The organism is Limimaricola cinnabarinus (assembly GCF_047631075.1).
In the GTDB taxonomy this organism is placed as follows: Bacteria; Pseudomonadota; Alphaproteobacteria; order Rhodobacterales; family Rhodobacteraceae; genus Limimaricola; species Limimaricola cinnabarinus.
This window is the reverse complement of the sequence record NZ_JBLHYX010000003.1, coordinates 178,002-190,629: the sequence shown is the minus strand read 5'-3', so window position 1 is coordinate 190,629 and position 12,628 is coordinate 178,002. Positions and strand designations below refer to the sequence as shown.

At 67.8% G+C, this 12,628-nt stretch carries 14 protein-coding genes, 1 tRNA gene and 1 other RNA gene; 6 read left to right on the top strand and 10 right to left on the bottom strand.

Features of this window, described 5'->3' with window-relative positions; all coding sequences use genetic code 11:
* Window positions 1-41: 41 nt before the first annotated feature.
* On the bottom strand, window positions 42-1,064 hold the full coding sequence (locus ACJASC_RS04220) for an RluA family pseudouridine synthase (RefSeq protein WP_415143798.1): 1,023 nt from the start codon (window positions 1,062-1,064) through the stop codon (window positions 42-44).
* Here ACJASC_RS04220 and ACJASC_RS04215 point away from each other — a divergent pair.
* Window positions 1,063-1,383: a DUF6476 family protein gene (locus ACJASC_RS04215; RefSeq protein ID WP_415143796.1), complete on the top strand. Its 321-nt coding sequence runs from the start codon at window positions 1,063-1,065 to the stop codon at window positions 1,381-1,383. The two genes, ACJASC_RS04220 and ACJASC_RS04215, sit on opposite strands and share 2 nt — an antisense overlap.
* Before the next feature lie 19 nt (window positions 1,384-1,402).
* Here the strand turns inward: ACJASC_RS04215 and ACJASC_RS04210 are convergent, their stop codons facing one another.
* Window positions 1,403-1,747 (bottom strand): SPW repeat domain-containing protein, encoded by a 345-nt coding sequence (locus ACJASC_RS04210; protein ID WP_158497373.1) that lies wholly within the window; start codon window positions 1,745-1,747, stop codon window positions 1,403-1,405.
* A 210-nt stretch (window positions 1,748-1,957) separates the two neighbouring features.
* A tRNA-His gene (locus tag ACJASC_RS04205) sits at window positions 1,958-2,034 on the bottom strand.
* A gap of 138 nt (window positions 2,035-2,172) precedes the next feature.
* Here ACJASC_RS04205 and ACJASC_RS04200 point away from each other — a divergent pair.
* Window positions 2,173-2,367, top strand: coding sequence for a DUF6324 family protein (locus ACJASC_RS04200; protein WP_021693849.1), 195 nt, complete (start codon window positions 2,173-2,175; stop codon window positions 2,365-2,367).
* Here the strand turns inward: ACJASC_RS04200 and ACJASC_RS04195 are convergent.
* Window positions 2,351-2,893, bottom strand: coding sequence for an MmcB family DNA repair protein (locus ACJASC_RS04195; RefSeq protein WP_415143793.1), 543 nt, complete (start codon window positions 2,891-2,893; stop codon window positions 2,351-2,353). The genes ACJASC_RS04200 and ACJASC_RS04195 overlap by 17 nt on opposite strands.
* 99 nt (window positions 2,894-2,992) lie before the next feature.
* On the opposite strand from ACJASC_RS04195, the gene ssrS reads away from it, so the two are divergent.
* Window positions 2,993-3,147, top strand: a non-coding RNA gene (gene ssrS, locus ACJASC_RS17420) — 6S RNA.
* Between the two features lie 71 nt (window positions 3,148-3,218).
* On the opposite strand, the gene nusB is transcribed toward ssrS, so the two are convergent.
* The 4 genes from nusB to ACJASC_RS04175 all read right to left on the bottom strand — a co-directional run bounded on the left by nusB (window position 3,219) and on the right by ACJASC_RS04175 (window position 6,145).
* Window positions 3,219-3,686 carry a transcription antitermination factor NusB gene (gene nusB, locus ACJASC_RS04190; RefSeq protein ID WP_415143791.1) on the bottom strand — a complete coding sequence of 156 codons (468 nt, stop codon included), beginning with the start codon at window positions 3,684-3,686 and terminating at the stop codon, window positions 3,219-3,221.
* A complete protein-coding gene (locus ACJASC_RS04185; RefSeq protein WP_415143789.1) occupies window positions 3,686-4,201 on the bottom strand; it encodes a 6,7-dimethyl-8-ribityllumazine synthase in 516 nt (171 codons plus the stop codon). Before ACJASC_RS04185 ends, nusB begins: the two co-directional genes overlap by 1 nt.
* Window positions 4,201-5,331, bottom strand: a complete 1,131-nt coding sequence (gene ribB / locus ACJASC_RS04180) for a 3,4-dihydroxy-2-butanone-4-phosphate synthase (RefSeq protein ID WP_021693853.1) — start codon at window positions 5,329-5,331, stop codon at window positions 4,201-4,203. The genes ACJASC_RS04185 and ribB overlap by 1 nt, the downstream gene beginning before the upstream one ends.
* Before the next feature lie 142 nt (window positions 5,332-5,473).
* Window positions 5,474-6,145 carry a thiamine diphosphokinase gene (locus tag ACJASC_RS04175; RefSeq protein ID WP_415143786.1) on the bottom strand — a complete coding sequence of 224 codons (672 nt, stop codon included), beginning with the start codon at window positions 6,143-6,145 and terminating at the stop codon, window positions 5,474-5,476.
* A gap of 170 nt (window positions 6,146-6,315) precedes the next feature.
* Between ACJASC_RS04175 and ACJASC_RS04170 the strand changes: the two genes are divergently transcribed.
* Entirely contained in the window at window positions 6,316-8,646 is a 2,331-nt protein-coding gene (locus ACJASC_RS04170; protein ID WP_415143784.1) for a hypothetical protein, read from the top strand.
* An 87-nt stretch (window positions 8,647-8,733) separates the two neighbouring features.
* Here the strand turns inward: ACJASC_RS04170 and ACJASC_RS04165 are convergent, their stop codons facing one another.
* Complete coding sequence (locus tag ACJASC_RS04165) at window positions 8,734-8,970, bottom strand: DUF2842 domain-containing protein (RefSeq protein ID WP_021693857.1); 237 nt, start codon at window positions 8,968-8,970, stop codon at window positions 8,734-8,736.
* Window positions 8,971-8,983: 13 nt separating this feature from the next.
* A complete protein-coding gene (locus ACJASC_RS04160; RefSeq protein WP_021693858.1) occupies window positions 8,984-10,276 on the bottom strand; it encodes an adenylosuccinate synthase in 1,293 nt (430 codons plus the stop codon).
* A gap of 173 nt (window positions 10,277-10,449) precedes the next feature.
* Between ACJASC_RS04160 and secG the strand changes: the two genes are divergently transcribed.
* Together secG and ACJASC_RS04150 are read left to right on the top strand one after the other, a co-directional pair.
* Window positions 10,450-10,809, top strand: coding sequence for a preprotein translocase subunit SecG (gene secG, locus ACJASC_RS04155; RefSeq protein WP_021693859.1), 360 nt, complete (start codon window positions 10,450-10,452; stop codon window positions 10,807-10,809).
* A 172-nt stretch (window positions 10,810-10,981) separates the two neighbouring features.
* A complete protein-coding gene (locus tag ACJASC_RS04150) occupies window positions 10,982-12,625 on the top strand; it encodes a CTP synthase (protein WP_021693860.1) in 1,644 nt (547 codons plus the stop codon).
* Window positions 12,626-12,628: the final 3 nt, after the last annotated feature.

Sequence of the window (12,628 nt, the reverse complement as noted above, 5' to 3'; positions counted from 1 at the left end):
GCGACAGAGGTTCAGTGACAAGTGAATTTCGTTACGGCCCTTCAACCGCGCAACGCCGCGAGGAGTTCCGCCATGTCGGCGGGCAGCGGGCTGTCGAAGCGCAGCTTTTCGCCTGTGGCCGGGTGGGTGAAGCCCAGCGAGGCCGCGTGCAGCGCCTGCCGTCCGAAGCCGGCGGCCAGCATCACCGCCCGGGCCGAATGGGTCTTTTCCGACAGCTTGCGCCGCCCCCCATAGACCGGATCGCCGATCAGCGCATGCCCCGCATGCGACATGTGCACCCGAATCTGGTGCGTGCGCCCGGTCTCCAGCCGGCACTCGACCAGCGCCGATGCCGCGAAGGCCTCCATCACCTTGACCCGCGTCACCGCGTGGCGGCCTTGGTCGAAGCTCACCGCCTGCCGCTGCCGGTCGGTGCGGTGACGGCCCAGCATGGTCTGGATCTTGAGCACCGAACCCGGCTCGAAGCTTGCCCCCTTCACGCCGCGCAGGCGCGGGTCGTTGGGGTCCGGCATGCCGTGACACAGCGCGAGGTAATGCCGCTCGGCCGAATGCTTCTCGAACTGGATCGCGAGGCCCTGATGCGCGCGGTCGGTCTTGGCGACGACCAGAAGCCCCGAGGTGTCCTTGTCGATGCGATGCACGATGCCAGGCCGCTTCGCCCCACCGACGCCCGACAGATCGTCGCCGCAGTGATGGATCAGCGCGTTGACCAGCGTGCCGTCGGGGCTGCCGGGGGCGGGATGCACCACCATGCCCGCGGGCTTGTCGATGACGATCAGGTCGTGGTCTTCCCAGACCACGCTGAGCGGGATTTCCTGCGCGCCGATATGGCTCTCGGCGGCCTGCGGCACGGTGATCTCGACCTCGGCCCCTTCGGCGACGCCCGCCTTGGCGTCTGTCGCCACGACGCCATCGACGCGCACCGCGCCCTCGGCCAGAAGCTTGGCGATGCGCGAGCGCGACAGCGTGGCCTGCTCTGGCACATCGCGGGCCAGCGCCTTATCAAGACGCGCCGGCGGATTTTCGTCGATGATGAAGCGGACGACAGTGGAGAGATCGGCCATGAAGGCTCCCGAGACAGACGGCCCGGTCCTGATCCCGCCCGAGCTGAAATGGCTCAAATGGCTGGTGATCGCTCTGGCGGGCGTGATGATCGCAGGCTTCCTAGTGCTGATCGCGGCGATTGTCATCCGTCTCGATACGGCACCCCGGCCCGCCGCGCTGCCATTGCCCGAAAGCCTCGCCCTGCCCGACGGCACCGAGGCCATGGCCTTTACGCAAGGCGGCGACTGGATCGCAGTGGTGACGACCGATGACCGCGTGCTGATCTATGGCCGCGACGGGGCCTTGCGGCAGAGCATGAAGATCGACCGCGCGGACTAGGCCCGCGCGGCCGGAGGCGTCAGGCGTGGCCGCCCTCGTGCGGGAGCAGGTGCGTCCAGAGCGCCGCGATGGCGAGCAGCGCCCCGAACAGCACGGCGTTCCATGAGGGCACCGCCATCGCGGTGAAGCCCAGCACCCAAGGCGACGCGACCACGAGCACCGCGACCACGGCCACGGCGTAGTCGATCCAGTCCCGCGCATCGGCCTGCATCAGGCCGATGGCGGCCAGGATCATGGTCAGCGCACCGAGCACGACCATGCCCCACATATCGGCCCCCGCCATGCCGAGAGCCCATGGCGACACGATCAGCCAGACGCCGATCACGCCATAGATCCAGTCTTGCCAATGATGTCGATGTGTCATCTGCATCCTCCCTCGCCGGGTCGGAGCGCAGGCCCGCGCGGGCCTTTCCGACCCAGAGATTCGCGACCCGTCCGGACCGCCCATATCGAGGGAAGCGGTCCTCGGGCCACGAGAGCCATATCCTGGCCCTGATAGAAAGATGGCGATCGGCGTGGCCCCGAGGAAGACGGAGCGACGATCACATTTTCAGGACCGGCAGGAGAGGAGAGGTGGTACCGCCTTCCTGGCTTGAACAGGAGACCTCTGGATCCACAATCCAGCGCTCTAACCAACTGAGCTAAGGCGGCACTGGCGCGGGAATTAGCGCCAGCGCGCGTGGAATGCAACCCCCCTGCCCCGGTTTTGGACCCGCTTCCGCGAGGTCGTCCACCTTGCCCGGCGCGCGTCCCGGCGCTAGGGACATGCCAGCTTGGAAAGGAACCGACATGGGCATCGACACCGAACGCGACATCGAGGCGAACCTGCAGATCGGGCCGACCGATCAGGGCATGGTGCGACTGTTCATCGAGGCGGGCGCGACCGAGATCCCGATGGATTTCGACCCCGAGGAGGCCGAAGACATCGCCGAGGAGATCATGGCCGCCGCCCGCGCCGCGCGCGCGCTCAAGAAGAAAGGGTGATCGCCGGATCGCGCGCCTTGTGCCAGCGCAACGCGGCATGGCGCGCGAACTTCTGCAGCATCACCTTGCGCCGCGCGCCCGAGAGCTTGGCCTCGGGCGCCATGGTCACGATCTCGGCGTCATAGCCGTCGGCGATGATGACCCCCGTCTCCTCGGGCAGAAGCTCGCGCGGGAAATCGTCATCCACCGCCCAGAAATAGCGGTCGCAATAGTCGAGATAGCCCTGCCACTTGCGGTCGGAGGTGAAATCGGCCCGGCTCGACTTGCACTCAATCACCCATAATTCGCCCTTGGGGCCGAGCGCCATCACGTCGACGCGCAGGCCCGAGGCGGGCACGAATTCCTCGACGGTGACGAAGCCATGGCCCAGCAGGTGGCGGCAGACGCCGCGAGCGAGGATCTGGCCGGGCTGCGGCGCAGCGCGCGGGCGCGACAGCGCTTCGGTCGAAAGCGCGTCGTCCGGCAGGGCCGCGACGCGGCGCTCGCCCTTTTCCCAGTCGTCCCAGTCGTTCCATTCATCCGGCATGGGCGGCATCATGAACATATCGGCAACATGCTTCAAGACGCGAAAGCCCCGGCGCGGCCCCTTGTCACGCCCGGCGCGCGATCCTAGATGTGATCGCGGCGGGTTCTGCTCTTCTCGTGTCACGGTACAATTCCAGTGGCCTTAAGCAATTCCACGGGAGCTGGCTCTGTGCGGACCCTGGTTCGTTTACCTGGCGCCCACCTGTATATACAGGTCCCCGGGAATTTTCACCCCACGGTCGCTGCGGTTCCCGCCACATCATCCCCGCATGAAAAAGGGGCGCGGCCTGTGCCACGCCCTCCTGATCCTTCGGCCTCTAGGCGCTTCAGAACGCCTCGGGCCGCGCCTCCCGCGCCATGTGGTCGAGCACGCCATTGACGAATTTCGGCTCCTTGCCATCGGGATAGAACGCCTTCGCGATCTCCACGAACTCGACGATCACCACCTTGGGCGGCGTCACCTTGCCGAGGAACTCCGCGCCCGCCGCGCGAAACAGCGCGCGCAGCGTCGGATCGATCCGCGCGATCGGCCATTTCGCGACCAGCGCGCGATGCGTCATCTGGTCGATCTTGGCCTGCTCGTCGACCGCGCCCTCCATCAGGCCCCGGAAGGTGGCGAGGTCGCCCTCCTCCCATTCGCCTTCCTCGTAGGTTGCGCCGAAGCGGTGCGTCTCGAATTCGCGCATGACGCTATCGACGGACTGGCCAGAGGCTTCCATCTGGAATAGCGCCTGCACGGCATACATGCGCGATGTGGAGCGCATGCGCCGCTTCTGGTTGTTCGATTCGGCCATCAGCATTCTCCCAGCCGATCGGCGGTGAAGCCGAGGCCCTTGTCCTTGCGCCCGAGCTTGCGCGACAGCGCCACGAGATGCAGCGCCGCCGCGGCCGCGCCGCCGCCCTTGTTCTGGCCCTCCGGGTCGGCGCGCACGGCGGCCTGCTCGTAATTCTCGACCGTCAGGATGCCGTTGCCGATGCAGATCCCTTGCAGCCCGAGCAGCGTCAGCCCGCGCGAGCTGTCGTTGCACACGGTGTCGTAATGCGTGGTCTCGCCGCGGATCACGCAGCCAAGCGCGACGAACCCGTCATATTCGCCCATGCGCGCGGCGATGCCGATCGCCGAGGGCAACTCCAGCGCGCCGGGCATCTCGACGACCTCGTAGCTGCCGCCCACGGCCTCGACCTCGGCCATGGCACCGGCGACGAGCCCGTCGGCGATGTCCTTGTAATAGGGGGCGACGACGATGAGGATCTTCGGGGCCTCGTCGAAGGCGGGACGCGCGAGCGCGTGGTGGGTGGGGCCGGCCATCATCCGATCTCCGAGATCTTGCGGGTGCCGGTGATCTCGAGCCCGTAGGCGTCGAGCCCGACCACGCGGGGTTGGGGGGAATTGGTCAGAAGAACGATCTTCGACAGACCGAGCGCCGAGAGGATCTGCGCGCCGAGGCCGTATTGCCGCAGCACATGCGGCGAATGCTCCTCAGTGGTGGCGAGCTTCATGTGCAGATCGCGCAGCAGCACCAAGACGCCGCGCCCTTCGTCGGCGATGGCCTGCATGGCGTCGCCGAATTCGCGGGCCCGGCCCTTGGGCCCGGTGCCCACCACGTCGAGCATCGGATCGAGCGTGTGCATCCGCGTCAGCACCGGCGCGTCGCCCGAAAGGTCGCCCTTGATGAGCGCGATGTGCTCGGCACCTTGGGTGGTGTCGGTATAGACGCGCAGGGTCCAGTCGCCGCCGAACTCGCTTTGGATCTGCTGCTCGTCGCGCAGCTTCACGAGGTTGTCGTGGCGGCGGCGATAGGCGATCAGGTCGCTGATCGTGCCGATCTTGAGCGCGTGCTTCTGTGCGAAAGCCACGAGGTCGGGCAGACGGGCCATGGTCCCGTCCTCCTTCATGATCTCGCAGATCACGCCAGAGGGGTTGAGCCCGGCAAGCCGCGAGATGTCGACGGCCGCCTCGGTATGGCCCGCGCGCACCAGCACCCCGCCCTCGCGGGCGCGCAGCGGAAACACGTGGCCCGGCGTGGCGATGTCGGCGGCGGTCTTGGAGGCGTCGATGGCCACCGCGACGGTGAGCGCGCGGTCATGCGCCGAGATGCCCGTGGACACGCCCTCGCGCGCCTCGATCGACACCGTGAAGGCAGTCTCGTGGCGCGAAGAGTTGTTGGTGGACATGAGCGGCAGGCCCAGAGCGTCGATCCGCTCGCGCGGCAGCGACAGGCAGATCAATCCGCGCCCATGCGTGGCCATGAAGTTGATCGCATCGGGCGTGGCCATCTGCGCCGGGATCACCAGATCGCCCTCGTTCTCGCGGTCCTCGTGATCGACGAGAATGAACATGCGCCCGTTGCGCGCGTCGTTGATGATCTCCTCGATCGGGCTGATCGCGTCGGACCAGTCGCGCTCCACGGGGCCTGGGGTCTCGAAGCTTTCGGTCACTGGCGATTCCTGACGATTTTGGGGCCGGGGCGGGAATGTTGGTGCAGATAACGGCTGGGGGCGGTTTTGCAAAGCCCGCAAGGGCCCGCGCGGCGTTGACCTCGCGCAGAGAGATTGTGCGGCCATGTCCGCCCCGCGTGGCCTAGCGTGGGGGCCAGCAGGCGGTGGCCGCGCCGAGACCCGCGATCACCGCGTCGAGCGCCGCGCGCGGCGCGATGGCGAGCATCAGGGGCGCGGAAGGGCGCAGCACCACCCGCCCCGTCACCTGGTTCGACGTGCCGACCCGCCCGGCGGGCGAGAACCGGATGCCGTCCGTGGCCCAGCGCAGCCCCACGGAGGCGCAGCCCACCACTCCCATGGGAAACAGCGAAAAAGGCGTGCCCGGCACGAGGTCGAGCCCGATCTCGGGCGGGCACAAAAAGACGAGGCTTTCGGCCCCGATCAACAGGCAGCGCCGGTCGGGCCGCGCGGCCAGCACGTGGAACGCGGCCAGCTCGTGGTCGAGCCGCCCGCCGGTGAAGCCCACCGCCAGCACCAGCGGCGCGTCGATGTTGCGCAGGGCCTTGTCGAAATCGGTGCTGTCCTGCTCGGCGATCTCGTGCAGCCGGTCGGCATAGCGCGCCGCCGCCGCGCCGATGCTGTCCATGTCGCCGATCACGGCCTGCGGCGTCTGCCCCACGGCGGCGGCATGACGCGCGCCGCCATCGGCCGCCACGAGGATCGGCGCGCGCGCCAGCGCGAGCGCCAGATCCCCCTCGCCCAAGGACCCGCCGCCCAGCAAGGTAATCGCATCAATGCACTGGACAATTGCCATGCTCGCCCTTCATCATCGCCACAAGCCGAACGGTTCGCCGCAGTCTTGCCATGAAATCACCCCATGGCCACCCGGATCGCGGTCCTGATTCAAACCCATTCACTGCTACATCAGCGTGGACAGGGTAGAAAGCGAGCGCTGAGATGGTTGGATCAAGCAAGATACTTACGGTGTCCTACGGGACATTTTCCTGCACGTTGGAGGGGTTCGACGACTCCTTCGGCACGATGAAGGCCATTGCAGAGTATTTCCGCGATCTGGCATCGGACGACCGGTATTTCGGGGCCGAACCGCCGACGCCGGATGCCGAGATGCTGGCCCGCATCGCCGAACGCGAAGTGGCCCGCAGGGTCGAGGCCCGCACCGAGAGCAGCGGCATCGTGTTGCGCACCGGTCAGGCGCTGCCGCCCATGGCGCAACCTGCTCCTCAAGCGCAGCCCGCACAAGAGGCGCGACCCGCTGCCGAGCCGCAGCCTGCTCTTGCAGCGCAGCCTGTGGCGGAGAGCGTCGAATCGACCCGACATGCCGAGGCGGCTCCGGAACCGGCCGCACAGCCCGCCCCCCGTGCCGCCGAAGCGCCGCGTCAGGTCCAATCCGGGACGCCCGCTGTCGCGCCGGTCATGCCCGAGCCGGTCGATGCCGCGCCGGTCGAGACCGAGACGCAAGAGGCCGTAGCTGAGCCCGAAACCGAATGGTCCACACCGGCGCCGCAGACCGCTCGGCCGCGCACGGCGCAGGACGGCGATAGCGTCGCGGCCAAGCTGCAGCGCATCCGCGCCGTGGTTGGCCGCCAAACCGGTTTCGCCGACGACGAGGAGGAGGACATCGCCCCCGCCGCGCGGCGCCCCGCCGCCGGCATGTTCGACACCGCCCCCCAGCGTGCCGCTGCGCAGTCGTCGCGCTCCACCGAGAATGCCGCGAAAGCCCCTGCCCCCGTCGAGCAGACGGAAGAAGTTGGCACCGAGGCTCAGCCTGAGGCAACCGTTGCGCATCCGACGCGTGCCCGTGTCGTGCGGATGCGCAAGGCCGATTTCGACCGCGCCCTCGTTCGTGGCGAAGCCCACCGCATGATCGAAGCCGAAGCCGCGTCGATGCCGCCGGTATCGCACGAACAGCCCGATCCGGCCGCAGCCGAGACGGATGCGGCTGAACCGCAGGCCGCATTGAGCACCGCTGCGCCGCAGACGGCCCAGGCGGAGACCCGGTCCGACGGGGCGACGCCCGAGACCGATGATGCCGCAGCCCCCGAACACGTTGTCCCCGCGCAAGCCGAGCCTGCGGCAACGGCCGAACCGGACAGCGATCCTGCAACGCAGAGTGCCGCGCCCCGCACCGACGCCCAGCTTTCCGAGGATGCCGAACGCGCCCTTCTCGAGGAGCTCGCGGCGCTGGAGCGGGAAATGGGCTTCGATCAGGAGGGCCCGGCAAGCCAGGAGATCGCGCAGGCAGACGACGCCAAACAGAGCGAGCCTGCCTTCGATGAGGCCGCGCTCGACGCCCCCGACGAGACTCCGGCCGAGCCCGACCAAGCCGAAGAGGACCGGGCTGAGGACGATCAGGCCGAAGACGCCTTCGGCATGCCGAAGGAGTTCGTTTTCAACATCGACGACCGCTCTGACACGGAACGCGATGTTGCGCATGACCGACGCCATGAGGATGCGGCAAAAGCCGAGGGCGACACGCCCGAAGACGAAGATACCGGATCGGACCGTCCCCTCGGAGCGCAGTCGCTCGGCACCGACGAGGCGGACATGTCGCGCCTGATGTCGGCCACGGCCGAGCGGATGGACGATCCCGAGTCGGGCCGCCGCCGTGAGGCGATCTCGCAGCTCAAGGCCGCCGTCGCCGCCACCGAGGCGGCACGTCAACTGGGAGAGGTCGAGCAGCGCCAGAGCGCCGAAGAAGCCTTCCGGGACGATCTGCGTCAAGCCGTCCGCCCCCGGCGTCCCGTTCTGCCCGTGCAGGGCACCGAGACCGCCGATGCCGCCCCGCAGCCCCGCCCCGACCGGCCCCGCCCGGCGCCGCTCAAGCTCGTCGCCTCGCAGCGCGTCGACATCGCCGACGAGCCTGCCCAGAGCCGCAGCGTTCCCGTGCGGCCCCGCCGCGTCGCGGTCGCCGGGATCGAACCCGAGACCGAGAGCAGCCCCCGGACCGGTTCGGACGGCGCGCCTGAGGCGACGCCCGCCCCCCGGACCGTGGACAGCGCCTCTGCCGGTGCGGAGAGCTTCAGCGATTTCGCCACCCGGATGGGGGCGCATGATCTGGGCGATCTGCTGGAGGCCGCGGCGGCCTATACCGCTTTCGTCGAAGGAGCCGAGGACTTCTCGAGGCCGCAGTTGATGGACCGGGTGCGTGAGGTCTGCCCCGAGCCGATCAGCCGCGAGGACGGCCTGCGCAGTTTTGGCACGCTGTTGCGGCAGGGCATGCTCAAGCGGGTGCGCAGCGGCCGTTTCGCCGTCGCCTCGTCGAGCCGATTCAACCCCGAGCGCCGCGCCGGGTAAAGCGGTCCGGTCGCAGGCACTATCCCCAACGAAAAGGGCGGCACCGGAAGGCGCCGCCCTTTCTCGTCTCGACTACGAAAGACCGGATCAGCCGTCGTCGCGGTCTTCGTTCGGATCGGCCTTGCCGACGCCGAGAAAGATCCGCCGGAACGGCAAGGCCCAGAGAAAGCCCAAGCCCACGTAGATCGCCAGTTCCACGAGGATCGAGGGCCGGTCGAACAGCCCCACCAGCGTGATCGCCACGATGATGTAGCCCGGCAGGCCCACCAGCAGGATCAGCAGCGACAACCGTCGCCGCGCCTTGATCGAGAGCTTGCGCGCCATCAACCCCGCCCCCTCAATCCGCGAACGGATCGGTGACGAGGATCGTGTCGTCACGCTCGGGGCTGGTCGAAACCATGGCCACCGGGCACTGGATCAGCTCCTCGATACGGCGGATATACTTGATCGCCTGCGCCGGAAGATCGGCCCACGACCGCGCACCGGCGGTTGATTCCTGCCAGCCGGGCATCTCCTCATAAACCGGCACGCAACGCGCCTGACGGTCGGCGGCGGTCGGCAGGTAGTCGTAGCGTTCGCCATCCAGCTCGTAACCGGTGCAGATCTTGAGCGTCTCGAACCCGTCGAGCACGTCGAGCTTGGTCAGCGCGATGCCCGACACGCCGGAGGTCGCGCAGGTCTGGCGCACGAGGCAGGCGTCGAACCAGCCGCAGCGGCGCTTGCGGCCCGTGGTGGTGCCGAATTCGTGGCCGCGTTCGCCCAGACGCTGGCCGTCCTCGTCATGCAGTTCGGTCGGGAACGGACCTTCGCCGACGCGGGTGGTATAGGCCTTGACGATACCTAGCACGAAATCGATGGCATTCGGGCCGACGCCGGTGCCGGTGGCCGCCTGCCCCGCGATGACGTTCGAGGACGTCACGAAGGGATAGGTGCCGAAATCGATGTCCAGAAGCGCGCCCTGCGCGCCTTCGAACAGAATCCGCTGCCCGGCACGACGGCGCTCTGTCAGCACCTTCCAGACGGGTGCCGCGTATTTCAGGATCTCGGGCGCGATTTCGCGCAGCTGATCGAGCACGGCGTTGCGGTCGATCTCGGCCAAGCCGAGGCCCGCCCGCAGCGCGTTGTGATGCACGAGCGCCCGGTCGAGCCGCAGCTGAAGCGTCGCGTCGTCGGCGAGATCTGCGACGCGGATCGCACGGCGTCCGACCTTGTCCTCATAGGCGGGGCCGATGCCGCGCCCGGTGGTGCCGATCTTGGCGACGGTGCTGAGCCCTTCGCGCGCGCGGTCCAGTTCACCGTGGAACGGCAGGATCAACGGCGTGTTCTCGGCAATCATGAGCGTCTCGGGGGTGATCTCCACGCCTTGGCCGCGGATGCCCTCGATTTCCTTCAGCAGGTGCCACGGGTCGAGCACAACGCCGTTGCCGATGACCGAAAGCTTGCCGCCGCGCACCACGCCCGAGGGCAGCGCATGCAACTTGTAGACCTCGCCGCCGACGACCAGCGTATGGCCTGCGTTGTGACCGCCCTGAAAGCGCGCGATCACGTCCGCCCGCTCGGACAGCCAGTCCACGATCTTGCCCTTGCCCTCGTCGCCCCACTGGGTGCCGACGACCACCACATTCGCCATGGACGTACCCTCTCCGGTCTTGCAATCCGGCGTCCCTATAGCGCCGGGCGCGGCTTGGCGAAACCGCAAACTGGCTTTGACCCTCTCGCGGGCCCACTTCGGGGTTGCGACACGGGCCGCCCTCTTCTAGATACGGCGCGTTCCGCCACACCCCGTCGCTCGCAGAGGTCCGCATGGAAAACGTCGTTCTGATCGTCCACCTGATCCTCGCGCTGTCGCTGATCGGCGTGGTGCTGCTGCAGCGTTCCGAAGGGGGCGGCCTCGGCATGGGCGGCGGCGGTGGCGGCGTGATGTCGGGCCGGGCCGCGGCCACGGCACTGGGCAAGGTCACCTGGGGCCTCGCGGCGGCCTTCATCGTCACATCGATCGCACTGACGATCATCGCGGCCGAAAACTCGGCGGGCGGATCGGTACTTGACCGGTTGAGCGGCTCGGCACCGGCGCAGGACAGCGCACCCAGCACCGATCTCGGCGGTGGCAGCCTGTTGCCGCCCTCGGCCTCCGACGGACCCATCGTGCCGCAGGCCGAGTAAAGCCACCCACAACCACTGGGCGTCGGCCGAATTCGGCCACATGATCTTGCGCCCCCGGTTGCGGTCACGGGCCGAATCCGGGTATCCTCAAATCCCGTGATGCCGCGAAACCCACGTTTCGCGGCAGTCTTCCATTCGATGCTCATTCGACGATCACGGGGTACTTCCGACCATGGCGCGTTACATCTTCATCACCGGCGGCGTTGTCTCCTCGCTCGGCAAGGGACTGGCCTCGGCGGCGCTGGGTGCGCTCCTGCAGGCCCGCGGCTACACGGTCCGGCTGCGCAAGCTCGATCCCTATCTCAACGTCGATCCGGGCACGATGAGCCCGTTCGAGCACGGCGAGGTCTTCGTTACCGATGATGGCGCCGAGACCGATCTCGATCTGGGCCATTACGAGCGGTTCACCGGCGTTGCGGCACGGCGCACCGACTCGGTCTCGTCGGGGCGGATCTATTCGAACGTGCTCGAAAAGGAGCGCCGCGGCGACTACCTCGGCAAGACGATCCAAGTGATTCCGCACGTCACCAATGAGATCAAGGATTTCCTCTCGATCGGCGCCGATGAGGTCGATTTCCAGCTCTGCGAGATCGGTGGCACGGTCGGCGACATCGAGGGCCTGCCCTTCTTCGAGGCGATCCGGCAATTCGCGCAGGAGCGCCCGCGCGGTCAGTGCATCTTCATGCATCTCACCCTGCTGCCTTATGTCGCCGCCTCCGGAGAGCTGAAGACCAAACCGACGCAACACTCGGTCAAGGAGCTGCGCTCGATCGGCATCGCGCCCGACGTCCTGGTCTGCCGCTCCGAGCATCCGATCCCGGAAAAGGAGCGCGAAAAGATCGGTCTCTTCTGCAACGTGCGCAAGGAGAGCGTGATCGCGGCCTACGACCTCAAATCGATCTACGAGGCGCCGCTGGCCTATCACCGCGAGGGGCTCGACCAGGCCGTGCTCGACGCCTTCGGCATCGCGCCCGCGCCCAAGCCCAACCTCGCGCGCTGGCACGATGTGAACGACAGGCTGACCCATGCCGAGGGCGAAGTCCGCGTCGCCATCGTCGGCAAATACGTGCAGCTCGAGGACGCCTACAAGTCGATCAAGGAGGCGCTGACCCATGGCGGCATGGCCAACAAGGTCCGCGTCAAGGTCGAATGGGTCGACAGCGAAGTCTTCGACCGCGAGGACCCGGGCCCCTATCTCGAAGGCTACCACGCGATCCTCGTGCCCGGCGGCTTTGGCGAGCGCGGCACCGAGGGCAAGATCAAGACCGCGCAATTCGCACGAGAGCGCGGCATCCCCTATTTGGGGATCTGCCTCGGGATGCAGATGGCGGTGATCGAGGCGGCGCGCAACGTCGCGGGCTTCAAGACCGCCGGATCGGAAGAGTTCGATCATGAGGCGGGCAAGCGCCGGTTCGAGCCGGTGGTCTATCACCTCAAGGAATGGATCCAGGGCAACCACGTGGTCGAGCGCGCGATCGGCGACGACAAGGGCGGCACGATGCGCCTCGGCGCCTACACGGCGGCCCTGACGGAAGGCTCGAAGGTGGCCGAGGTTTACGGCGCCAGCCGCATCGAGGAGCGGCATCGCCACCGCTACGAGGTCGACACCAAGTACCGCGAGGCGCTCGAAGCCAAGGGCCTGTGCTTCTCGGGCATGTCGCCCGACGGCCGCCTGCCCGAGATCGTCGAGTGGAAGGATCATCCGTGGTTCATCGGCGTGCAGTTCCACCCCGAGCTGAAGTCCAAGCCCTTCGCGCCGCACCCGCTTTTTGCGGATTTCGTGCGCGCCGCCGTGGAAACCTCGCGGCTGGTCTGAGGC

Excerpts from the sequence above, each read along its gene's own strand:
- ACJASC_RS04160 (WP_021693858.1), bottom strand. The coding sequence starts at position 10,276 with ATGGCGAATGTGGTGGTCGTCGGCACCCAGTGGGGCGACGAGGGCAAG.
- ACJASC_RS04150 (WP_021693860.1), top strand. The coding sequence starts at position 10,982 with ATGGCGCGTTACATCTTCATCACCGGCGGCGTTGTCTCCTCGCTCGGC.
- ACJASC_RS04215 (WP_415143796.1), top strand. The coding sequence starts at position 1,063 with ATGAAGGCTCCCGAGACAGACGGCCCGGTCCTGATCCCGCCCGAGCTG.
- nusB (WP_415143791.1), bottom strand. The coding sequence starts at position 3,686 with ATGGCCGAATCGAACAACCAGAAGCGGCGCATGCGCTCCACATCGCGC.
- ACJASC_RS04165 (WP_021693857.1), bottom strand. The coding sequence starts at position 8,970 with ATGGCGCGCAAGCTCTCGATCAAGGCGCGGCGACGGTTGTCGCTGCTG.
- ACJASC_RS04185 (WP_415143789.1), bottom strand. The coding sequence starts at position 4,201 with ATGGCCGGCCCCACCCACCACGCGCTCGCGCGTCCCGCCTTCGACGAG.
- secG (WP_021693859.1), top strand. The coding sequence starts at position 10,450 with ATGGAAAACGTCGTTCTGATCGTCCACCTGATCCTCGCGCTGTCGCTG.
- ACJASC_RS04195 (WP_415143793.1), bottom strand. The coding sequence starts at position 2,893 with ATGCCGGATGAATGGAACGACTGGGACGACTGGGAAAAGGGCGAGCGC.
- ACJASC_RS04210 (WP_158497373.1), bottom strand. The coding sequence starts at position 1,747 with ATGACACATCGACATCATTGGCAAGACTGGATCTATGGCGTGATCGGC.
- ACJASC_RS04220 (WP_415143798.1), bottom strand. The coding sequence starts at position 1,064 with ATGGCCGATCTCTCCACTGTCGTCCGCTTCATCATCGACGAAAATCCG.
- ACJASC_RS04200 (WP_021693849.1), top strand. The coding sequence starts at position 2,173 with ATGGGCATCGACACCGAACGCGACATCGAGGCGAACCTGCAGATCGGG.
- ACJASC_RS04175 (WP_415143786.1), bottom strand. The coding sequence starts at position 6,145 with ATGGCAATTGTCCAGTGCATTGATGCGATTACCTTGCTGGGCGGCGGG.